At 69.0% G+C, this 20,119-nt stretch carries 20 protein-coding genes and 1 pseudogene; 16 read left to right on the top strand and 5 right to left on the bottom strand.

Going from position 1 to position 20,119, the window contains the following annotated elements; genetic code table 11:
• Both A5736_RS19660 and A5736_RS19655 read left to right on the top strand, forming a co-directional pair.
• A pseudogene (locus tag A5736_RS19660) lies at nt 1-727 on the top strand (primosome assembly protein PriA); the annotation flags it as partial.
• 116 nt (nt 728-843) lie between these two features.
• On the top strand, nt 844-1,326 hold the full coding sequence (locus tag A5736_RS19655) for a MarR family winged helix-turn-helix transcriptional regulator (RefSeq protein ID WP_076125029.1): 483 nt from the start codon (nt 844-846) through the stop codon (nt 1,324-1,326).
• A 10-nt stretch (nt 1,327-1,336) separates the two neighbouring features.
• Here the strand turns inward: A5736_RS19655 and A5736_RS19650 are convergent, their stop codons facing one another.
• Nucleotides 1,337-2,152: a class I SAM-dependent methyltransferase gene (locus tag A5736_RS19650; RefSeq protein WP_076248097.1), complete on the bottom strand. Its 816-nt coding sequence runs from the start codon at nt 2,150-2,152 to the stop codon at nt 1,337-1,339.
• A 118-nt stretch (nt 2,153-2,270) separates the two neighbouring features.
• Between A5736_RS19650 and fmt the strand changes: the two genes are divergently transcribed.
• The 4 genes from fmt to ribD are packed head-to-tail and all read left to right on the top strand — an operon-like array spanning nt 2,271 to nt 6,314.
• Nucleotides 2,271-3,200, top strand: coding sequence for a methionyl-tRNA formyltransferase (gene fmt, locus A5736_RS19645; protein ID WP_076248099.1), 930 nt, complete (start codon nt 2,271-2,273; stop codon nt 3,198-3,200).
• Entirely contained in the window at nt 3,197-4,561 is a 1,365-nt protein-coding gene (locus A5736_RS19640) for an RsmB/NOP family class I SAM-dependent RNA methyltransferase (RefSeq protein WP_076248095.1), read from the top strand. Before fmt ends, A5736_RS19640 begins: the two co-directional genes overlap by 4 nt.
• 32 nt (nt 4,562-4,593) lie before the next feature.
• The gene (gene rpe, locus A5736_RS19635) at nt 4,594-5,292 is read left to right on the top strand and encodes a ribulose-phosphate 3-epimerase (protein WP_076125034.1); all 699 of its coding nucleotides are present in this window, start codon (nt 4,594-4,596) and stop codon (nt 5,290-5,292) included.
• Entirely contained in the window at nt 5,289-6,314 is a 1,026-nt protein-coding gene (gene ribD / locus A5736_RS19630) for a bifunctional diaminohydroxyphosphoribosylaminopyrimidine deaminase/5-amino-6-(5-phosphoribosylamino)uracil reductase RibD (RefSeq protein WP_076248094.1), read from the top strand. The genes rpe and ribD overlap by 4 nt, the downstream gene beginning before the upstream one ends.
• Here ribD and A5736_RS19625 read toward each other — a convergent pair.
• Complete coding sequence (locus A5736_RS19625) at nt 6,311-7,861, bottom strand: MFS transporter (RefSeq protein WP_139333441.1); 1,551 nt, start codon at nt 7,859-7,861, stop codon at nt 6,311-6,313. The genes ribD and A5736_RS19625 overlap by 4 nt on opposite strands.
• A 5-nt stretch (nt 7,862-7,866) precedes the next feature.
• On the bottom strand, nt 7,867-8,571 hold the full coding sequence (locus A5736_RS19620) for an LppX_LprAFG lipoprotein (protein WP_076125040.1): 705 nt from the start codon (nt 8,569-8,571) through the stop codon (nt 7,867-7,869).
• A gap of 72 nt (nt 8,572-8,643) precedes the next feature.
• Here A5736_RS19620 and A5736_RS19615 point away from each other — a divergent pair, with 72 nt between their 5' ends.
• Nucleotides 8,644-9,249: a riboflavin synthase gene (locus A5736_RS19615; protein ID WP_076248092.1), complete on the top strand. Its 606-nt coding sequence runs from the start codon at nt 8,644-8,646 to the stop codon at nt 9,247-9,249.
• Nucleotides 9,250-9,252: 3 nt separating this feature from the next.
• On the opposite strand, the gene A5736_RS19610 is transcribed toward A5736_RS19615, so the two are convergent.
• Together A5736_RS19610 and A5736_RS19605 are read right to left on the bottom strand one after the other, a co-directional pair.
• Complete coding sequence (locus A5736_RS19610; RefSeq protein WP_076248091.1) at nt 9,253-9,885, bottom strand: DUF732 domain-containing protein; 633 nt, start codon at nt 9,883-9,885, stop codon at nt 9,253-9,255.
• Between the two features lie 195 nt (nt 9,886-10,080).
• Nucleotides 10,081-10,362 (bottom strand): hypothetical protein, encoded by a 282-nt coding sequence (locus A5736_RS19605; protein WP_233148043.1) that lies wholly within the window; start codon nt 10,360-10,362, stop codon nt 10,081-10,083.
• A gap of 427 nt (nt 10,363-10,789) precedes the next feature.
• On the opposite strand from A5736_RS19605, the gene A5736_RS19600 reads away from it, so the two are divergent.
• The 9 genes from A5736_RS19600 (at nt 10,790) to whiA (ending at nt 20,092) form a co-directional block, all read left to right on the top strand.
• On the top strand, nt 10,790-12,067 hold the full coding sequence (locus tag A5736_RS19600) for a bifunctional 3,4-dihydroxy-2-butanone-4-phosphate synthase/GTP cyclohydrolase II (protein ID WP_076062989.1): 1,278 nt from the start codon (nt 10,790-10,792) through the stop codon (nt 12,065-12,067).
• On the top strand, nt 12,064-12,546 hold the full coding sequence (gene ribH, locus A5736_RS19595; RefSeq protein ID WP_076125048.1) for a 6,7-dimethyl-8-ribityllumazine synthase: 483 nt from the start codon (nt 12,064-12,066) through the stop codon (nt 12,544-12,546). The genes A5736_RS19600 and ribH overlap by 4 nt, the downstream gene beginning before the upstream one ends.
• Nucleotides 12,543-13,004 carry a PH domain-containing protein gene (locus tag A5736_RS19590; protein ID WP_076125050.1) on the top strand — a complete coding sequence of 154 codons (462 nt, stop codon included), beginning with the start codon at nt 12,543-12,545 and terminating at the stop codon, nt 13,002-13,004. The genes ribH and A5736_RS19590 overlap by 4 nt, the downstream gene beginning before the upstream one ends.
• 18 nt (nt 13,005-13,022) lie before the next feature.
• Nucleotides 13,023-13,691, top strand: a complete 669-nt coding sequence (locus A5736_RS19585) for a sensor domain-containing protein (RefSeq protein WP_076248089.1) — start codon at nt 13,023-13,025, stop codon at nt 13,689-13,691.
• Nucleotides 13,692-13,849: 158 nt separating this feature from the next.
• Nucleotides 13,850-15,256 (top strand): HNH endonuclease signature motif containing protein, encoded by a 1,407-nt coding sequence (locus A5736_RS19580; protein WP_083667580.1) that lies wholly within the window; start codon nt 13,850-13,852, stop codon nt 15,254-15,256.
• A 19-nt stretch (nt 15,257-15,275) separates the two neighbouring features.
• Nucleotides 15,276-17,204: an excinuclease ABC subunit UvrC gene (gene uvrC / locus A5736_RS19575; RefSeq protein WP_076248086.1), complete on the top strand. Its 1,929-nt coding sequence runs from the start codon at nt 15,276-15,278 to the stop codon at nt 17,202-17,204.
• Nucleotides 17,205-17,208: 4 nt separating this feature from the next.
• The gene (gene rapZ, locus A5736_RS19570; RefSeq protein WP_076125058.1) at nt 17,209-18,084 is read left to right on the top strand and encodes an RNase adapter RapZ; all 876 of its coding nucleotides are present in this window, start codon (nt 17,209-17,211) and stop codon (nt 18,082-18,084) included.
• A complete protein-coding gene (locus A5736_RS19565) occupies nt 18,081-19,118 on the top strand; it encodes a YvcK family protein (protein ID WP_076125060.1) in 1,038 nt (345 codons plus the stop codon). Before rapZ ends, A5736_RS19565 begins: the two co-directional genes overlap by 4 nt.
• Complete coding sequence (whiA, locus tag A5736_RS19560; RefSeq protein WP_076125098.1) at nt 19,115-20,092, top strand: DNA-binding protein WhiA; 978 nt, start codon at nt 19,115-19,117, stop codon at nt 20,090-20,092. Before A5736_RS19565 ends, whiA begins: the two co-directional genes overlap by 4 nt.
• Nucleotides 20,093-20,119: the final 27 nt, after the last annotated feature.

The raw sequence follows: 20,119 nt of genomic DNA, 5'->3' as shown, positions 1-20,119 counted from the left end.
ATGCGCGCGGTGCGGGTCCGACGCGGTGCGCGCGGTCGTCGTGGGGGCTCGGCGCACCGCCGAGGAGCTCGGCCGCGCGTTCCCCGGCACGGCGGTCGTCACCTCGGCGGGCGACGCCGTCGTGACCGACGTCGCCGACCGACCCGCCCTGGTTGTCGCCACCCCGGGTGCCGAGCCCCGCGCGCCGGGCGGGTACGGCGCGGCGCTGCTGCTGGATACCTGGGCGCTACTGGGCCGGCAAGATCTACGGGCGGCCGAGGACGCCCTGTGGCGCTGGATGAGTGCCACCGCGCTGGTGCGTCCCCGCGGCGAGGGGGGAGTGGTCACGGTGGTCGCCGAATCGTCAATTCCCACAGTGCAATCGCTGATCCGCTGGGATCCGGTGGGTCACGCGGAGTCCGAGCTGACCGCGCGAACCGAAGTCGGCCTGCCGCCGAGCGTGCACATGGCCGCCGTCGACGGGACGGCGGGCGCCATCGCGGCGTTGCTGGACGAGGCCCGGTTGCCCGACGGGGCCGAGCTGCTCGGACCGGTCGACCTGCCGTCGGGGGTGCGCCGTCCGGCCGGTAGCCCCGCGGGCGCGGCGGTGACCCGGATGCTGGTCCGGGTCCCCCGTGAGCAGGGCCTGGCGCTGGCGGCCGGCCTGCGGCGCGCCGTCGGCGTGCTCAGCGCGCGGCAAAGCCACCAGCCGCTCCGGGTGCAGATGGACCCGCTGCACATCGGGTAGTGGCGAATACCCGAAGCCGAACCCGACAACGGATCGACGCGCCCGATGGCGATAGTGTGCGTAGGAAATAATCCGTGCTTACGATATTGGACGCTGCTACCGGGAGAGGGGGCACGATGGCACCGGACGCGACGGCGGCTGACGAGTCGCTGGATGTGATCACCGATGCGTTGCTGACCGCGTCCCGGCTACTGGTGGCCGTATCGGCCCGCTCCATCGGACAGGTCGACGAGTCCATCACCATTCCGCAGTTCCGGACGCTGGTCATCCTTTCCAATCGGGGCCCGGTCAACCTGGCCACGCTGGCGGGCCTGCTGGGGGTGCAGCCGTCGGCCACCGGGCGGATGGTCGACAGGCTCGTCTCCGCCGGGCTGATCGATCGGCTGCCGCACCCGACGTCGCGGCGCGAATTGCTCGCCGCGCTGACCCCGCGCGGGCGCGAGGTCGTTCGGCGGGTCACCGCGTACCGCCGTTCCGAAATCGCGGCCATTGTGGAGAAAATGCCGCCGCCGGAGCGGCACGGGCTGGTGCGGGCCCTGACCGCGTTCACCGCCGCCGGCGGCGAACCCGACGTGCACCTCGACGTCGACATCGTGTAGGCGCCGGGCCTCAGCGCTTGTCCGCGACCAGCAGCAGGTACTCCCACCCCATGGCGCCGTCGGCGAGGTATTGCTCTGCCAGTTCGATGAGTTGGGCGTCGAGCTCGGCGGTCAGCACGCGATTGTGGGCGATGTTCGCGTAGGCCTCGATCGTCGGGCCGTAGTGATTCTTGAAGTAGTCGTGGACGGCCGAGGCGGTGTCGAACCGGTGCACCGCCAACATGCCGCGCCTGGTTTCGACGCCGCCGATTCGATCTCCCAGCAGCCCGGCGATGTAGTCCTCGCGTCCCCACAACGCCGCCGGGGGTACGGCCGGCGAGAGGCTCGGGCGATAGGGCCTGATGGTGGCCAGCATCCGGCCGAAGAATCCTTCCGCGGTCCAGCTGATCAGGCCGATCGTCCCGCCCGGCCGGCACACTCGGACCAGCTCGCCGGCCGCGCGCCGGTGGTCCGGGGCGAACATCACGCCGATCGCCGAGAGCACGGTGTCGAATTCGCCGTCGCCGAACGGCAGCGCGTGCGCGTTGGCCTCCCGGTAGTCGAGCGTCAATCCCTCGGCCGCGGCCCGCGCCCTGGACCGCGCCAGCAGCTCCGGCGTCAGGTCGGTGGACACCACGGTGGCCCCCGCCCGGGCGGCCGGCAGCGAGATATTGCCCGACCCGGCGGCGACGTCCAGCACTCGGTCACCGGGCCCAATGCCGGTGGCGGCCACCAGGATTGGACCGAGTGGGGCCATCACTTCCTCGGCCATCAGGGCATAGTCGCCCAGCGCCCACATGGTGCGATGTGTTGACGCCAGGTCGTCGGTCGTCGTGTCGAGGGTCATCGGACCTCCTAAGATAAGAACCGCTAGAAATAGTAACTTAAAGAAACAATATACATATGCAACTGTGTGAAACCTGGGCATGTCCTGCGGAGATCCCGTCATTCCTAGACTTGTGCGCGTGCGTCTCGTCTTTGCCGGTACCCCAGAGCCCGCGCTACCCGCGCTGCGCGGCCTGATCGACTCACCCCGCCACGAGGTGGTCGCCGTGCTGACCCGGCCCGACGCCGCCTCCGGCCGGCGGGGCACGCCGCAGCCGTCACCGGTGGCCCGCGAGGCGCTCGATCGAGGCATCCCGTTGCTGCGGCCGGCGCGGCCCAACTCGCCGGAATTCGTCGCGGAGCTCACGGAGCTCGGGCCCGAGTGCTGCGCGGTGGTGGCCTACGGCGCACTGCTGCGCGACGCCCTGCTCGCGGTGCCCCCGCGCGGCTGGATCAACCTGCACTTCTCGCTGCTGCCCGCCTGGCGCGGCGCGGCGCCGGTGCAGGCCGCGATCGCGGCGGGGGACACGATCACCGGGGCGACGACGTTTCAGATCGAGCCGAGCCTGGACTCCGGACCGGTCTACGGCGTCGTCACCGAGACGATCCGGCCGACCGACACCGCGGGCGATCTGCTTGAGCGACTTGCCCTTTCCGGCGCGGCGCTGCTGTCGACCACATTGGACGGCATCGCCGACGAGACGCTGACGCCGCGGCCCCAGCCGGCCGACGGGGTCAGCGTCGCGCCGAAGATCACCGTCGAGGGAGCCCGGGTGCGCTGGGACCTGCCGGCGCCCGTCGTCGAACGCCGCATCCGCGCCGTGACACCCAACCCCGGCGCCTGGACGTTCATCGGTGACCTGCGGGTCAAACTGGGGCCGGTGCAGCTCGGCGAGGCCCCAGAATCGTTGCCGCCCGGCGACATTCGCGTCGACCGTAAGAGCGTATGGATCGGCACCGGCTCGGACCCGGTGCGGCTGGGCCAAATTCAGCCGCCCGGGAAGAAACTGATGAACGCCGTGGACTGGGCGCGCGGCGCCAGGCTCGATCCCGCCGCGCGGGCGTCGTGAGCCCACAACCGCGACGGCGGCGCCGCCCGCTCGACCCCGCCCGCGCCGCCGCGTTCGAGGTGCTGCGCGCCGTCAGCGAGCGCGATGCGTATGCGAACCTGGCGCTGCCCGCGCGGCTGCGCGAACGCGGAATCAGCGGCCGCGACGCGGCTTTCGCCACCGAACTGACCTACGGGACGTGCCGCACCCGGGGCCTGCTCGACGCGATCATCGGTGCGGCGGCCGGAAGGTCGCCGGACGCGATCAACCCGGTGCTGCTCGACCTGCTGCGGCTCGGCACCTATCAATTGCTGCGCACCCGGGTCGACGCCCACGCCGCGGTATCCACCACGGTCGAACAGGCGGGCATCGAATTCGACTCGGCGCGAGCGGGTTTCGTCAACGGCGTGCTGCGAACCATCGCGGGTCGGGATGAGAAGTCCTGGGTCGAAGAGTTGGCCCCGGATCCCTCGCGAGATCCGATCGGACATGCCGCGTTCGTGCGCGCACACCCGCGCTGGATAGCCCAGGCCTTCGCCGACGCGCTGGGTGCGGCGGCGACGGAACTCGACGCGTTGTTGGCCAGCGACGACGAACGGCCCCAGGTGCATTTGGCGGCGCGCCCCGGGGTGCTCACCGCCGCCGAACTGGCCGACGCGGTGGGCGGCAGCGTCGGTCGCTATTCGCCGTACGCGGTCTACCTTCCCGGCGGCGACCCCGGGCGCCTGGCGCCGGTGCGCGACGGCGACGCGCTGGTTCAGGACGAGGGCAGCCAGTTGGTGGCCCGCGCGCTGACGCTGGCCCTGGTCGACGACGACGCGGGGCGGTGGCTGGACCTGTGCGCCGGGCCGGGCGGCAAGACCGCGCTGCTGGCGGGCCTGGGCGCGCAGTCCGGGGCCCGGGTCACGGCGGTCGAGCCGGCACCGCGCCGCGCGGAGCTGGTCGAGCAGAACACCCGCGGGCTCGGCGTTGACGTGCTGCGGGTCGACGGGCGGGACACCGGCCTCGAACCCGGATTCGACCGCGTCCTCGTCGACGTGCCGTGTACCGGGCTGGGGGCGTTGCGCCGGCGGCCGGAGGCGCGCTGGCGGCGTCAGCCCGCCGACGTGCCGCCGCTGACCAAGCTGCAGCGCGAGCTGCTGGCCGCCGCGATCGCGCTGACCCGGCCCGGCGGCGTGGTGCTGTATGCGACCTGTTCACCGCACCTGGCCGAAACCGTCGGCGTGGTCGCCGACGCGCTGCGCCGTCAGCCGGTGTGCGCGCTGGAAGCCCGGCCGCTGTTCGAACCCGCGCAGCTGGGAGAGGGCCCCTACGCACAGCTTTGGCCGCACCGGCACGGCACCGACGCGATGTTCGCCGCCGCGCTGCGCCGCCTTGCGTGAGCTTCGCGACGCCGCTCAGTAGTCTTGCGCTCATGTCACGCAGCACGGGACCGGTGCCGGGCCCCCTGATCGCACCGTCCATCCTGGCCGCCGACTTCGCCCGGCTCGCCGACGAGGCGGCCGCGGTGGAGGGTGCCGACTGGCTGCACGTCGACGTGATGGACGGCCACTTCGTGCCGAACCTGACGATCGGGCTGCCGGTGGTCGAGAGCCTGCTGACCCACACGGACATCCCGATGGATTGCCATCTGATGATCGACAATCCGGACCGGTGGGCGCCCCCGTACGCGGAAGCGGGCGCGTACAACGTCACCTTCCACGCCGAGGCCACCGACAATCCCGTCGGGGTCGCCCGCGATATCCGCGCCGCCGGCGCCAAAGCCGGGCTCAGCATCAAGCCGAAGACTCCGCTGGATCCCTACCTCGAAATCCTGCCCCACTTCGACACCTTCCTCGTGATGTCGGTGGAGCCCGGCTTCGGCGGCCAGAGCTTCATCCCGGAGGTGCTCAGCAAGGTCCGGACGGTGCGCAAGATGGTCGACGCGGGTGAGCTGACGATCCTGGTCGAGATCGACGGCGGCATCAACGAGGAGACCATCGAGCAGGCCGCCGAGGCCGGCGTCGACTGCTTCGTCGCCGGTTCGGCGGTGTACGGCGCCCAGGATCCAGAGGCCGCGGTCCGGGCGTTGCGGCGTCAGGCCGGTGCCGCCTCACCGCACCTGGGCTTATGACCCTCGAGCGGGTCGACAGCATCGAGTCGGCCATGCGCCTCGCCATCGAGCAGTCCTATCAGGTCAAGGGCGCCACCTATCCGAATCCGCCGGTCGGGGCCGTCATCCTCGATCCCGAGGGCCGGGTCGTCGGCGTCGGCGGCACCGCGCCGGCTGGCGGCGATCACGCCGAAGTGGTGGCCCTGCGCCGGGCCGGCAGCTTGGCGGCCGGCGGCGTAGCGGTGGTGACCCTGGAGCCGTGCAACCACTACGGCAAGACGCCGCCGTGCGTGAACGCCTTGATCGACGCCAAGGTGGCGACGGTGGTCTACGCCGTCGCGGATCCGAACGCGATCGCGGGCGGCGGGGCGGACCGGTTGTCGGCGGGGGGCGTCGAGGTGCGCTCCGGAGTGCTGGCGGATCAGGTGGCGGGCGGGCCGCTGCGTGAGTGGCTGCACCGGCAACGCACCGGGCTGCCGCACCTGACGTGGAAGTACGCCAGCAGCATCGACGGGCGCAGCGCCGCATCGGACGGTTCGAGCAAGTGGATCTCCAGTGAGGCCTCGCGGTTGGATCTGCATCGGCGCCGCGGCATGGCCGACGCGATCGTCGTCGGCACCGGCACCGTGCTGGCCGACGATCCGGCACTGACGGCCCGGCTGCCCGACGGCTCGCTGGCGGACAAGCAACCGCTGCGCGTCGTGGTCGGGATGCGCGAAATACCTTCCGAGGCAAAGGTTCTCAACGACGATTCGCGCACCATGGTGATTCGCACCCACGATCCCGCCGAGGTGCTCAAGGCGCTTTCCGACCGCACCGATGTCCTGCTGGAGGGCGGGCCGACGCTGGCCGGTGCGTTCCTGCGGGCCGGTGCGATCAACCGCATCCTGGCGTACGTCGCGCCGATCCTGGTGGGTGGCCCCATCACCGCCGTCGACGACGTGGGGGTGTCCAGCATTTCCAAGGCGCTGCGCTGGCAGTTCGACGGCGTCGACCGGGCCGGTCCGGACCTAGTGATCAGCCTGGTGCCGCACAGCGGCTAGCGCTCGCCCAGCGCGACGGCCTCTTGTTCGGGGACTTCCGTTTCGTCGGCGTGTTCCTTGCGGCCGCCGACCAGCAGGCCCAGCAGCGCGCCCGCGACACAGATGCCCACGGTGATCAGGAAGATGTCGCCGAACATCTCGGCGAATGCTTTCAGGAACAGGGTTGCCTGGGCGGCCACGCGTTCCATCAGGGTGGCGTTGGGCGGGATCTCGGCCGTCAGGTGGGCCAGCTTCCGGTTGAACGAGTAGAAGCCGAAGGCGCTCAGCGCGGCCATCCCGATCAGCATGCCGGTCATCCGGGCCACCACCACCGCGGCCGAGGCGATGCCGTGTTGGGCGGGCGGGACGACGCGCAGGGCGGCCGACGTCAGCGGCCCGATCACCAGGCCGAGTCCGAAGCCGGCCACCAGCAGGTCGGCGTGCATCGCGGGCAACGTGATCAGGCCGAAGATGTTGTGGCGCTGTTCCAGGAGATCCTCGCGCCAGTAATGGATCAGCCAATACCCGTAGGCGGCGATCAGCAGGCCGATGAAGGTCATCGCCCGATCGCCGATCCGGGTGGCGATCCAGCCGCCCAGCACCGCCCCGATCGGCAGCGCGATGAGGAACCACAGCAGCAGTCCGGCCGCCTGGTTCTGGTCCATCTGCAGCACGCCCTGGCCGAACAGCTCGACGTCGACGAGGGTCACCATCAGTGCCGCACCCGCCGTCACCGACGCGCCCAGCGCGGCCAGGAACGGGCGGAAATGCACGCCCGCCGGTTCGATCAGGCGGGTGCGCGAGAAGCGCTCCCAGATGACGAAGACCACCCCGACGGCGATCGCCCCGATCACCAGGGGCAACCCGTAGCTCGGCAGCAGCTGCTTGCCGTCGGGTTGCGGGTTGTACAGCCCGATGACCGCCAGGCCCAAGGCAACGGCCAGCAGCAGACCACCCACCAGGTCGATCTTCTCGGGCTCGTCGGCGCGGTCGTGCGACGGCAGGCTGAACTGGATCATCGCCATGGCGATCAAGGTCAGCGGGACGTTGATCCAGAACACGTAGCGCCAGTCGTGGGACAACCAGACGATGAAAATGCCGTACAGCGGACCCAGCACGCTGCCGAGTTCCTGCGCCGCGCCGATGCCGCCGAGCACGCCGGCGCGGTTGCGTTGGGCCCACAGGTCGGCGCCCAGCGCAAGGGTGACCGGCAGTAAGGCACCGCTTGCGATGCCCTGAATGGTGCGGCCGGCTACCAGCATGTGGAAATCGCCGAAATGCCCGGCCAGCGCGGTCACCACCGAGCCGACAATGAACAGCGCCAGGCTGGTCTGCAGCAGCAGTTTGCGACCGAACCGGTCGGAGGCCCGGCCCAGCAGCGGCATGGCGGCGATGTAGCCCAGCAGGTACAGCGTGACGATCCAGGTGATGCGCTGCAGCTGATTGATCGGGATATGAACGTCCCGCATTATGTCGCGCATGATCGTGACGACGACATAGGTGTCCAGGGCGCCCAGCAGTACCGCCAGGCTGCCCGCGCTGATCGCGACGCCGCGTCCCGCCCGCATGCCCATCAGCTGACCGGGGGCTTCGTGACGGTGACCGGCTGGTTCCAGTTGGACAGCGTCATCTGGACGGAATTGCCCTGGCTCTTCTGCAGGTTGACCTGGACCAGCTGGTGGTCGCCGCTCTCCTGGATCCACACGGTGCTCGGCAGCGCCTGCGTCGCATTGAACGGCGGCGCAATCTTGTTCACCGCGTCGGCCGGGACGTTGCCGCTGATGCGAATGGTGTTCTGGCCGTTGATCGTTTCGCGGCCCTCGGCCTTGGCGTCGCGGAAGTTCGCCAGGACGTTGGCCAGGCCGTTGTCGGGACTCAGGATTGCGGAGACGTCGTAGATGTCGGAGGCCTTGCCGAAATCGCTCCACTTGTTCGGCGTCAGCGTGGCATACAGCACCGAGTCGTAGACGACGAAGTTCGCGTCGATGTCGGAGCCCGCCAACGTCAGCTGGACATTGCCAGACGCGGCGGTGCCGGGGGTGGTGGTGAGGTCACCGTTGAGCACCTTGATGGGCAGCCCCTGGACCTTGCCCTGGACCGACAGCACCAGGTGCACGCTCTTGACGTTCTTGGTGGTGTCGGAGGATTGCTTGACCAGTGTCGAGGCATCGGGCAGCGGCGCGCCGCTGGGTTTCGAGCCCGACGAACAACCGGCAATCAGGGCGGTGGTGAGGCTTAGGGAAGCGAGGACGGCCAATACACGGTGGCGGGTCTGCATACTCTGCATCGTAGAGGGTGCCGCGGACCGGGTTCGAGAACGCCAGGGCCCGTGGCCAATTAGCCTGGTGCAATGTTCACCGGAATTGTCGAGGAACTCGGAGAGGTGACCAGCCGAGACGTCCTCGCCGATGCGGCGCGCCTGACCATTCGCGGACCCCTCGTCACCGCCGATGCCGGCCACGGTGATTCCATCGCCGTCAACGGCGTGTGCCTGACGGTCGCCGAGTTGCTGGGCGACGGGCAATTCACCGCCGACGTGATGGCCGAGACGCTGAACCGGTCCAATCTGGGCGCACTCGAGGTGGGCAGCCCTGTGAACCTGGAGCGCGCCGCGGCGGTGAACAGCCGGCTCGGCGGTCACATCGTCCAGGGCCACGTCGACGGTACCGGTCAGGTGGTCTCCCGATCGCCGTCGGAGAATTGGGAGGTGGTCCGGATCGAGGTCCCCGAGGCGGTGGCTCGCTACGTCGTCGAAAAGGGGTCGATCACCGTCGACGGCATTTCGCTGACGGTGTCCGGGCGCGGCGCCGCGCCGCGGGACTGGTTCGAGGTCTCGCTGATCCCGACGACCCGTGAGGTGACCACGCTCGGTCGCGCCCCGGTCGGCGCGCGGGTGAACCTCGAAGTCGACGTCATCGCCAAATACGTCGAGCGGTTGATGAGCCGCCCAGGCTGAGCATTACGGCGCGAGCGCGATGATGCCCGGTCCGGCCGCAGGTGGCGCTCCACCGCCGCCGGTACCGCCACCACCGTGGTCGCCCCCTCCGCCACTGGCGCCCGGCGGCGGACCAGCCTTCGGAAGTGTCTGCCTCGGCGCGGCGGGTGCCGCCGCCGGTGGCGGCTTCAGCATCTCGGCGTCAGGTGCGTGTGGGCGTGGCGGAATTGTCGGATTAGCGCCTTCGACGAAGGCGGCCAACTTCACCCGGTGTCGTGACCCATTCCGGTTGGTGAAGCCAACCTGATGGTTCGGGCAGTAGGCGCCGGCCGACGCAATGAGGAATCGGGTCTCGGTGCGACGGAGTCGGCCGGGGTCGGCGCCGGGGGTGGCGGTGTTGGCGAAGTCCACCAGCTCGTCCACCACGGTATTGACCGGAATGCCGCTGTCTAGTTGGCCGCAAACCTCATGGGCGGTTTTGATGAGCTCCGGTATGCCGGAAATGGCCGGGACGCCTTCTTGATTGAGCAATGCGAGGAACTGGTCGTCCTGGTTTGGTGCGGCCGCTGCCGCGCCGCCGCGCGAAATCGCGGCGCCGGTCAGCGCAACGATCGTGATAACCAGGGGGCCGGCGTGTGTCGTGATGCCGGTAAACATGGCAGGGGTTTCCGTTTCTGCTAGGACCCCCGACGGGTCGTGAATAGTGATCTATGCCACACGTGTGCGGCTAAGATCGGCTTCCACCCCTGCCCTGGAAATTAACTGCTGGTTTGCCGTGAGTTCACCAAAGCACTTGACCGCAGCGCGTGGGTGCGGCTGCGGTCAAGGCTTTCTCGGTTGTTTGTCGCTGGTTTAGAGCCGGACGAAGGCGGGCCCGTTCCAGAATCCCCAGTCGTCCACATCGGGATTCCACACGACCTGGGCCCAGGGCGCCCACGGCGGGGGCGGCGGCATCGGCCGCGCCCACGGCGGAGGAGCACCGTAACCGGCCGGACCGTAGTTGTCGTCCCAGTCGCGGCAGTTATTCCAGTTCTGATACGGGCCCCAGCCCGGGTTCCACTGGTCGCCAGGGCACCAGTGATGGTGATTCATAGGAGCGGACGGAGGCACCGCCTGGGCAACGCCCGAGGTCACTCCGAGAGTGGACAACGCCACGCCACCGGCTGCGAGGGCGCCAGTACACAAGCGACGCCACGATTTGGTTTGCGTGTTGATAGTCATGACACTGCAATTCCCGACCGGAAGGGGCCCGAAACCGACTCCGGTATCTCGGCTCGATCTCACATCTGGCACTTAACTGCGACTTACGCCGGACTTACGTTGCGCGCCCCGCGGTGGGTGTCCCGTGATGATGTCTTACCTGGTCAAGCGGCACGCCGACGAGCCTGGCCGGCACACCGTTTTTGACGGATGCGTCACCGGAAGGAGTTGCTCGGCGTCACCGGGCGAGTCCCCCCGTCCCGCCGAAAAGCCGTGGCAATAACTGTGGGGCGGCGGTGGTTCATACTGAATGCAACGCCGGGCTCCTCATGCGGGCCCTTATGACAGCAAGGTAGCCAAGATGACGAGGTTGGACTCCGTCGAGAGGGCGGTTGCCGACATCGCGGCAGGCAAGGCCGTCATCGTCATCGACGACGAGGAGCGCGAGAACGAGGGCGATCTGATCTTCGCCGCCGAAAAGGCGACACCGGAGATGGTGGCCTTCATGGTCCGCTATACCTCGGGCTATCTGTGTGTGCCGCTGGATGGCGCGATCTGCGATCGGCTCGGCCTGCTGCCGATGTACGCGGTGAACCAGGACAAGCACGGCACCGCCTACACCGTCACTGTCGACGCAAGAAAGGGTGTGGGCACCGGTATTTCGGCGTCCGACCGGGCCACCACGATGCGGCTATTGGCCGATCCCACCAGCCTGGCCGAAGATTTCACCCGCCCCGGTCACGTGGTTCCGTTGCGCGCCAAGGACGGTGGTGTGCTGCGCCGTCCCGGACATACCGAGGCCGCGGTCGATCTGGCCCGGATGGCGGGCCTGCAACCTGCGGGCGCCATTTGCGAGATCGTCAGCCAGAAGGACGAAGGCGCGATGGCCCAGACCGACGAATTGCGGGTCTTCGCCGACGAGCACGACCTCGCGTTGATCACCATTGCCGACTTGATCGAGTGGCGGCGCAAGCACGAGAAGCACATCGAGCGGATCGCCGAAGCGCGAATCCCGACCCGGCACGGGGAGTTTCGCGCGATCGGCTACGCCAGCATTTACGAGGACGTCGAACACGTGGCGCTGGTGCGCGGCGATATCGCCGGGCCGAGCGGCGAGGGCGACGACGTGTTGGTGCGGGTGCACTCCGAATGCCTGACCGGCGACGTTTTCGGGTCACGCCGCTGCGACTGCGGGCCGCAGCTCGACGCGGCCATGGCGATGGTCGCGCGCGAGGGCCGCGGCGTCGTGCTCTACATGCGCGGCCACGAGGGCCGCGGGATCGGCCTGATGCACAAACTGCAGGCCTACCAGCTGCAGGACGCCGGGGAAGACACGGTCGACGCCAACCTGAAGCTTGGATTACCGGCCGACGCAAGAGATTACGGCATCGGCGCGCAGATTCTGGTCGACCTGGGAGTCCGCTCGATGCGGTTGCTGACCAACAACCCGGCCAAGCGGGTCGGCCTGGACGGCTACGGCTTGCACATCATCGAGCGGGTGCCGCTTCCGGTGCGGGCCAACGCGGAGAACATCCGCTACCTGCTGACCAAGCGCGACAAGATGGGCCACGACCTGGCGGGGCTGGACGACTTCCACGAATCCGTCCATTTGCCAGGTGAATTCGGCGGTGCTTTGTGAGCGGTGGCGCCGGTGTGCCGGAGATTCCGGCGCTCGACGCGGCAGGCGTGCGCCTGGGTATCGTCGCGAGCACCTGGCACCGGGAAATCTGTGACGCGTTATTGGCCGGCGCGCTCAAAGTGGCAGCAGATTCGGGCGTCGGCAACCCGACGGTGGTCCGCGTGCTCGGCGCGATCGAGATTCCCGTCGTTGCCCAGGAACTCGCGCGTAGCCATGACGCGGTCGTCGCGCTCGGTGTCGTGATCCGGGGCCAGACACCGCATTTCGACTATGTGTGCGATGCGGTGACCCAGGGCCTGACCCGGGTCTCGCTGGACGCTTCGACGCCGGTCGGCAACGGGGTGCTCACCACCAACAACGAGGAACAGGCGCGGGACCGGGCCGGCCTTCCGGAATCGGCCGAGGACAAGGGGGCCCAGGCGACCGGCGCGGCCCTGGCCGCCGCGCTCACCCTGCGCGACCTGCGCGCTGGGTCGTGACTCCGCCGAACAGCGACGCCTGGGATGTCGAGCTGCGCCCCCACCGGACACCGCTATTCGCTTACATCGCAGCGTTTCTGATCGCGGCCGTGCATATCGCGGTCGGCTTGGCGCTCAAAATGAAGTCCAGCGGCGTGATCTTCCAGACCTCCGACCAGGTAGCGATCGCCGTGCTGGGCCTCATCATCGCGGGCGGGGTCCTGTTGTTCGCACGACCGCGACTGCGGGTGGGCCCGCCCGGGATTTCGGTACGAAACCTGTTCGGCTACAGGCTGATTCCGTGGTCCGATGTGGTCGGTGTGTCGTTTCCCGCCGGTCACCGCTGGGCGCGAGTGGATTTGCCGGACGACGAGTACATTCCGGTGATGGCGATCCAGGCCGTCGACAAGGACCGCGCGGTGGAGGCCATGGACACCGTGCGGTCGCTGCTGGCGCGATATCGCCCGGCCGCTCGCTGAGCGCTGTACCATCGCCCGATGGCACGTCACGTGCGGGCGGCTGCCGCGCTCGTCATCGCCGCGGTGATGGCGAGCGGTTGCGCAGCCTCGGTGGCGGGTAGAGCGGTGCGGGCTCCCGGCGAGCCAGGGGTCCCCGCGAATTCGCACCGGGCGATATCCGCGCATGAGTTCCTTCTGGCGGACGGGGACCCCACTCCGCTCGGACCGGCGGCCGCGATCGCCGTGGGCACCAACTACTTCACCGGCGCTCGGCCGCCGGAATGCACGGCGGCACTTCTGTTCAGGGGTTCGCCGTTGCGGCCCGGCGGATCGTCGGACCACGCCGAATCGGCGTACCGATTCAGCGGCCAGGCGCTGTACGCCGAATCGGTCGACACCTATGACCGCACCTTGAAGATCCGCGACGTGATCTCGAAAGGCTTTACCGCCGTGTCGAATTGCCACGGCGAGGCCATCGGTGTGTCCCCTAGCGGGGCGTTTCGGCCGATGCGACTCAGCTTCTTCGGCACTACCGACGATGGCGTCTTGGTGTGGACCATGACCCGTCCGGACTGGACTTGTGACTACGGACTGGCGGCGTTGTCGCGGGTCGTTTTGATGCTGTCGGCCTGCGACGTCAAGCCGGGATTCCCCATGACGGACTGGGCGTCGAAACGTCGTGCGCAGATCGACCGGCGAACCACCTGAGGTTGTCGTCGGAGGCTGCTACTACACCCGATAGCCGACAGCCGGGCGTGCCCTGCGGACGATCTCGATGCCTGCTTGATCTGTGGATTGTCGGTCTGTGTACCCCGGGCGGCGAACGTGGGGGCTTCTTGTCGTCGGGTGCTGCTATGCTCGAACACATGTTCGAATACCTCGAAGCTTCGCGGCCGACGCCGGAGTCGGCGGTGCTGCTCGATCGGGTCCGCGAGGCGGGGCGCGCCGAGGCGCGGGCGGCCGCGGAGCGGTTGGTTGCCGTCGGTGAGTTGTTGGTGTTGCGCTGCCGCGCGACGGGGGAGCACGCCGACTGGGCCACCGATACCTGGGAGGCGGTGGCCGCGCAGGTGGCCGCAGCGCTGGGGTGCAGTGTGGCGATGGGTCACAGCTACCTGCGCTATGCGATGGCGCTGCGCGAGCGGCTGCCGCGGGTGGGCGAGCTGTTCGCGGCCGGGGAGATCGACTATCGGGCGTTTCAGGCGATCGTGTTTCGCACCGATTTGATCACCGACGCCGCGGTGCTGGCGCGCCGGCCGTCGCTGACCCGCGGGGGTTTGGCCGCCGCGGTGGATCAGGTGGTGGTCCAGATGGATCGCGATGCGCAGCGCCGGGCGGTCAAGGCCGCCGAGGATCGTCATGTCGACGTGCGGGCCAACGAGTCGGGCATGGCCTGGGTGGAAGCCAGCGTGTTCGCCACCACGGGCCAGGCGCTGGATCGCCGCCTGGATGAGTTGGCGGGCACGGTCTGTGAGGGTGATCCGCGCACCAAGGCGCAGCGGCGCGCCGATGCGCTTGGAGCGCTGGCCGCCGGTGCTGAGACGCTGGTGTGCACCTGCGGGAGCCCCGACTGCCACCCCGCGGAACCGGAGAGCGGTGTGGTGATCCACGTGATCGCCGAGCAGGCCACCGTCGAGGGCCGAGGGTCGGCGCCCGGTGTGCTGCTCGGGGCCGAGGGATTGATCCCCGCCGAGCTGATCACAGAGCTGGCCACCTCCGCCAAGCTGCGGCCGCTAATTGCTCCGGCGGGCGCCGAGCCGCAGTACACGCCGTCGGCCAAGCTGGCCGAGTTCATCCGGTGCCGGGATCTGACGTGTCGGGCCCCGGGTTGTGATCGCCCGGCCACTCACTGCGATATCGACCACACCGTGCCCTACGCCGAGGGCGGGGCCACGCATCCGTCGAACCTGAAATGTCTGTGCCGGCTTCATCATTTGCTCAAAACGTTCTGGGGCTGGCGCGACCAACAACTGCCCGACGGCACCGTGATCTGGACGCTGCCCGACGGGCACAGCTACGTCACCACCCCCGCCAGCGCCCTGCTGTTCCCCAGCCTGTGCACACCCACGGGCGACGCACCCAGTGCGGTGCCGGCCGCGGACCGCTGCGGTGAGCGCAGCGCCATGATGCCGAGGCGCCGCACCACCCGCGCGCAAAACCGGGCCCACCGCATCAACACCGAGCGCCGCCACAACCGGGCGGCGCGGCTGGCGACCCAAGCGGCGCCCACCGGCCCAGCCCCACCCGCCGATCCCGACGAGCCGCCACCCTTCTAGCGGCTACTAGCCTGGATACGTGCCAGATCCCGCGACGTATCGCCCCGCGCCCGGGTCCATCCCGGTCGAGCCCGGCGTCTACCGATTCCGGGACCCGCACGGACGAGTCATCTACGTCGGCAAGGCCAAGAGCCTGCGTAGCCGGCTGACGTCATACTTCGCCGACGTCGCCGGCCTACACCCGCGCACCCGGCAGATGGTGACCACCGCGGCCAAGGTCGAGTGGACGGTGGTCAACACCGAAGTCGAGGCGCTGCAGCTGGAATACAACTGGATCAAGGAATTCGATCCGCGGTTCAACGTTCGCTACCGCGACGACAAGTCCTATCCGGTCCTGGCCGTCACCCTCAACGAGGAGTTTCCCCGGCTGATGGTTTATCGCGGCCCGCGGCGCAAGGGCGTGCGCTATTTCGGGCCGTACTCCCACGCGTGGGCGATCCGGGAAACGCTGGATCTGCTCACCCGGGTGTTCCCGGCGCGAACCTGCTCGGCCGGAGTATTCAAGCGGCACAAGCAGATCGACCGTCCGTGCCTGCTCGGCTACATCGACAAATGCTCGGCGCCGTGCGTCGGCAGGGTCAGCGCCGAACAGCATCGTCAAATCGTCGTGGACTTCTGCGATTTCCTGTCCGGCAAAACCGACCGTTTTGCGCGCGAGCTCGAACAGCAGATGAACGCCGCGGCCGAACAACTCGATTTCGAACGGGCCGCGCGGCTTCGCGACGATCTGTCCGCGCTGAAGCGGGCGATGGAGAAGCAGGCGGTGGTGCTCGGCGACGGCACCGACGCCGACGTGGTCGCCTTCGCCGACGACGAGCTCGAAGCGGCCGTGCAGGTGTTCCACGTCCGCGGCGGGCGGGTGCGCGGTCAGCGCGGCTGGATCGTCGAAAAGTCCGGGGACCCCGGCGAATCCGGCGAGGAGCGGTTGGTCGAACAATTTCTCACCCAGTTTTACGGCGAACAGGCCGAGCTGGACGGCGCCGCCGACGAATCCACCAACCCGGTTCCCCGCGAGGTGCTGGTGCCCTGCCTACCGTCGAACGCCGACGAGTTGGCCAGCTGGCTGTCCGGCCTGCGCGGCTCGCGCGTCACCTTGAGGGTGCCCCGCCGGGGGGACAAGCGCGCCCTGGCCGAAACCGTGCAGCGCAACGCGAAAGAGGCTCTGCAGCAACACAAGCTGAAGCGGGCCGGTGACTTCAACGCCAGATCCGCTGCGCTGCAGAATATTCAGGACGCTCTGGGCCTGGCCGACGCGCCGCTGCGGATCGAATGCGTCGACATCAGCCACGTGCAGGGCACCGACGTGGTGGGCTCGTTGGTGGTGTTCGAGGACGGCATGCCGCGCAAATCGGACTACCGCCACTTCGGGATCCGGGAAGCCGCGGGACAGGGACGCTCCGACGACGTCGCCTCCATCGCCGAGGTGACCCGACGGCGGTTCGCGCGCCACCTGAGTGAGCAGAACGACCCGAATATGCTTTCGCCGGAAGGAAAATCGCGGCGGTTCGCCTACCCGCCCAACCTCTACGTCGTCGACGGCGGCGCGCCCCAGGTCAATGCGGCCAGCGCCGTGCTCGACGAGCTCGGCATCACCGACGTGGCGGTGATAGGCCTGGCCAAGCGGCTGGAAGAGGTGTGGGTGCCGTCCGAGCCGGATCCGGTCATCATGCCGCGCAACAGCGAGGGACTCTATTTGCTGCAGCGGGTCCGCGACGAGGCGCACCGGTTCGCCATCGCCTACCATCGCAGCAAGCGATCCAAGCGAATGACCGCCTCAGCGCTCGATTCGGTGCCAGGATTGGGAGAACATCGCCGTAAGGCGCTGGTAACGCATTTCGGCTCGCTAGCCCGCCTCAAGGAGGCCACCGTCGACCAGATCACCGCCGTCCCGGGTATCGGCGTGGCGACCGCCACGGCCGTCCTCGAAGCGCTGCGACCCCAGGATTGAAAGGATGACGAACGCTCCAGGCATCGACGTCGTCCTGGTGACCGGGTTGTCCGGGGCCGGACGCGGCACCGCGGCGAAGGTGCTCGAGGACCTCGGCTGGTACGTCGCCGACAACCTGCCGCCCGAGTTGATCACCCGGATGGTGGACTTCGGACTGGCGGCCGGGTCGCGGATCACCCAGCTCGCGGTGGTGATGGACGTTCGATCACGGGGATTCACCGGCGATTTGGACTCGGTGCGCACCGAACTGGCCACCCGCAACATCACGCCGCGCGTGGTGTTCATGGAGGCATCCGACGACATGTTGGTCCGCCGCTACGAACAGAACCGCCGCAGCCATCCCTTGCAGGGGGAGCAGACCCTGGCCGAGGGCATCGCCGCCGAGCGCGCGATGCTGGCCCCGGTTCGCGCCACCGCCGACCTGATCATCGACACGTCGACACTGTCGGTGCGCGGCCTGAGGGAAAACATCGAGCGGGCCTTCGGCGGCGACGGCGCCGGGACCACCAGCGTCACCGTCGAGTCGTTCGGGTTCAAGTACGGCCTGCCGATGGATGCCGACATGGTCATGGACGTGCGATTCCTGCCCAACCCGCACTGGGTCGACGAGCTGCGCCCGCTCACCGGCCAGCACCCGGCGGTGCGCGATTACGTGTTGAGCCAACCCGGCGCCGCCGAGTTTCTCGACGCCTACCATCGATTGCTATCTCTGGTCGTCGGCGGCTACCGCCGGGAGGGCAAGCGGTACATGACGGTCGCCATCGGCTGCACCGGCGGTAAGCACCGCAGCGTCGCGATCGCCGAGGCGTTGATGCAGCTGCTGGGGGGCAATGCGCAACTGTCGGTGCGCGTGCTGCACCGGGATCTGGGCCGCGAATGAGCTCACCGAATAGCGAGGGCATCGTTGCCCTCGGGGGCGGACACGGCTTGCATGCCACGCTGTCCGCGGCCCGCCGGTTGACCCCCTACGTCACCGCGGTGGTGACCGTCGCCGACGATGGTGGCTCGTCCGGCCGGTTGCGCAGCGAACTGGATGTCATCCCGCCGGGCGATTTACGAATGGCGTTGGCGGCGTTGGCATCCGACAGCCCGTATGGACGCCTGTGGGCGACCATCCTGCAGCACCGGTTCGGCGGCAGCGGCGCGTTGGCCGGGCATCCGATCGGCAACCTGATGCTGGCGGGGCTCAACGAGGTGCTAGCCGATCCGGTCGCCGCGCTCGACGAGCTCGGCCGCATCCTCGGGGTCAAGGGCAGGGTGCTGCCGATGTGCCCGATCGCGCTGGAGATCGAGGCCGACGTGTCCGGTCTGGAGTCCGACCCGCGGATGTTCCGGCTGATCCGCGGCCAGGTGGCGATCGCCACCACGCCTGGGAAGGTGCGCCGGGTGCGGCTGCTTCCCGCCGACCCGCCGGCGACCCGGCAGGCGGTGGACGCCATCATGGCCGCCGATCTGGTGGTGCTGGGCCCCGGTTCCTGGTTCACCAGCGTGATCCCGCACGTGTTGGTGCCGGACCTGGCCGCGGCGCTGCGCAGGACCAGCGCGCGGCGTGCCCTGGTGCTCAATCTGGTCGCGGAGCCGGGTGAGACGGCCGGATTCTCGGTGGAACGGCATCTGCACGTGCTCGCCCAGCATGCGCCCGGGTTCACCGTCCACGACATCATCATCGACGCCGAACGGGTGCCGAGTGAGCGGGAACGCGAGCAGCTGCGCCGCACCGCGACGCTGCTGCAGGCCGAGGTCCACTTCGCCGACGTGGCCACACCTGGTAGACCTTTACATGACCCGGGCAAGCTCGCGGCGGCCCTGGACGGGGTCCGAGGGGGCCCCAAGGCCCCGGGAGTGCCTTCGTCTAGAACCACCGCGGAGATTCGGGTCGATAGCGATACGAGGAGTGACGACGCGTGGCGATGACGACCGAAGTCAAGGACGAACTGAGCCGCCTGGTCGTGAAATCGGTCAGCGCGCGTCGGGCGGAAGTCACCTCCCTATTGAGGTTCGCCGGTGGGTTGCACATCGTGGGCGGGCGAGTCCTGGTCGAGGCCGAGGTGGATCTGGGCAACATCGCGCGGCGGCTGCGCAAGGACATCTTCGATCTGTACGGCTACAACGCGGTCGTACATGTGTTGTCGGCCAGCGGAATTCGCAAGAGCACGCGGTACGTGCTGCGGGTGGCAAACGACGGTGAGGCGCTGGCACGCCAGACGGGCCTGCTCGACATGCGGGGCCGTCCGGTGCGGGGTCTGCCCGCACAGGTGGTGGGCGGCAGCATCACCGACGCCGAAGCGGCGTGGCGGGGAGCCTTCCTGGCGCACGGCTCGTTGACGGAGCCCGGGCGCTCGTCGGCATTGGAGGTCAGCTGCCCCGGCCCGGAGGCCGCGCTGGCTTTGGTGGGCGCCGCTCGCCGGCTCGGCGTCAGCGCGAAGGCCCGCGAGGTGCGTGGCGCCGACCGGGTGGTGGTGCGCGACGGCGAGGCGATCGGCGCGCTGCTGACCCGGATGGGCGCCCAGGACACCCGGTTGATCTGGGAGGAGCGCCGGATGCGTCGCGAAGTGCGCGCGACGGCCAACCGCCTCGCCAATTTCGACGACGCCAACCTGCGCCGCTCGGCGCGGGCCGCGGTCGCCGCGGCGGCCCGGGTGGAGCGGGCGTTGGAGATTCTCGGCGACAGCGTCCCCGACCATTTGGCGTCGGCCGGCAAGTTGCGCGTCGAGCACCGGCAGGCTTCCCTCGAGGAGCTCGGCCGCCTGGCCGACCCCCCGATGACGAAAGATGCTGTGGCGGGGCGCATTCGGCGATTGCTCTCGATGGCCGACCGCAAGGCGAAGGTCGAAGGCATCCCCGACACCGAGTCGGCGGTAACGCCAGACCTTTTGGAAGATGCCTAGCTAACCAGCGGATTGCTGGGCGCAAGG

The sequence above is a fragment of the Mycobacterium sp. SP-6446 genome, from assembly GCF_001954045.1.
In the GTDB taxonomy this organism is placed as follows: domain Bacteria; phylum Actinomycetota; class Actinomycetes; order Mycobacteriales; family Mycobacteriaceae; genus Mycobacterium.
The sequence above is the reverse complement of the archived record's forward strand: the minus strand, read 5'-3'. Positions and strand labels throughout refer to the sequence as shown.

What these genes read in the sequence shown, in the direction of transcription:
- rapZ (WP_076125058.1), top strand. Translation starts at nt 17,209, where the DNA reads ATGACGAACGCTCCAGGCATCGACGTCGTCCTGGTGACCGGGTTGTCC.
- whiA (WP_076125098.1), top strand. Translation starts at nt 19,115, where the DNA reads ATGACGACCGAAGTCAAGGACGAACTGAGCCGCCTGGTCGTGAAATCG.
- rpe (WP_076125034.1), top strand. Translation starts at nt 4,594, where the DNA reads ATGTCACGCAGCACGGGACCGGTGCCGGGCCCCCTGATCGCACCGTCC.
- A5736_RS19600 (WP_076062989.1), top strand. Translation starts at nt 10,790, where the DNA reads ATGACGAGGTTGGACTCCGTCGAGAGGGCGGTTGCCGACATCGCGGCA.
- A5736_RS19620 (WP_076125040.1), bottom strand. Translation starts at nt 8,571, where the DNA reads ATGCAGACCCGCCACCGTGTATTGGCCGTCCTCGCTTCCCTAAGCCTC.
- ribD (WP_076248094.1), top strand. Translation starts at nt 5,289, where the DNA reads ATGACCCTCGAGCGGGTCGACAGCATCGAGTCGGCCATGCGCCTCGCC.
- A5736_RS19610 (WP_076248091.1), bottom strand. Translation starts at nt 9,885, where the DNA reads ATGTTTACCGGCATCACGACACACGCCGGCCCCCTGGTTATCACGATC.
- A5736_RS19580 (WP_083667580.1), top strand. Translation starts at nt 13,850, where the DNA reads ATGTTCGAATACCTCGAAGCTTCGCGGCCGACGCCGGAGTCGGCGGTG.
- A5736_RS19585 (WP_076248089.1), top strand. Translation starts at nt 13,023, where the DNA reads ATGGCACGTCACGTGCGGGCGGCTGCCGCGCTCGTCATCGCCGCGGTG.
- A5736_RS19615 (WP_076248092.1), top strand. Translation starts at nt 8,644, where the DNA reads ATGTTCACCGGAATTGTCGAGGAACTCGGAGAGGTGACCAGCCGAGAC.
- A5736_RS19650 (WP_076248097.1), bottom strand. Translation starts at nt 2,152, where the DNA reads ATGACCCTCGACACGACGACCGACGACCTGGCGTCAACACATCGCACC.
- A5736_RS19625 (WP_139333441.1), bottom strand. Translation starts at nt 7,861, where the DNA reads ATGCGGGCGGGACGCGGCGTCGCGATCAGCGCGGGCAGCCTGGCGGTA.
- A5736_RS19655 (WP_076125029.1), top strand. Translation starts at nt 844, where the DNA reads ATGGCACCGGACGCGACGGCGGCTGACGAGTCGCTGGATGTGATCACC.
- A5736_RS19565 (WP_076125060.1), top strand. Translation starts at nt 18,081, where the DNA reads ATGAGCTCACCGAATAGCGAGGGCATCGTTGCCCTCGGGGGCGGACAC.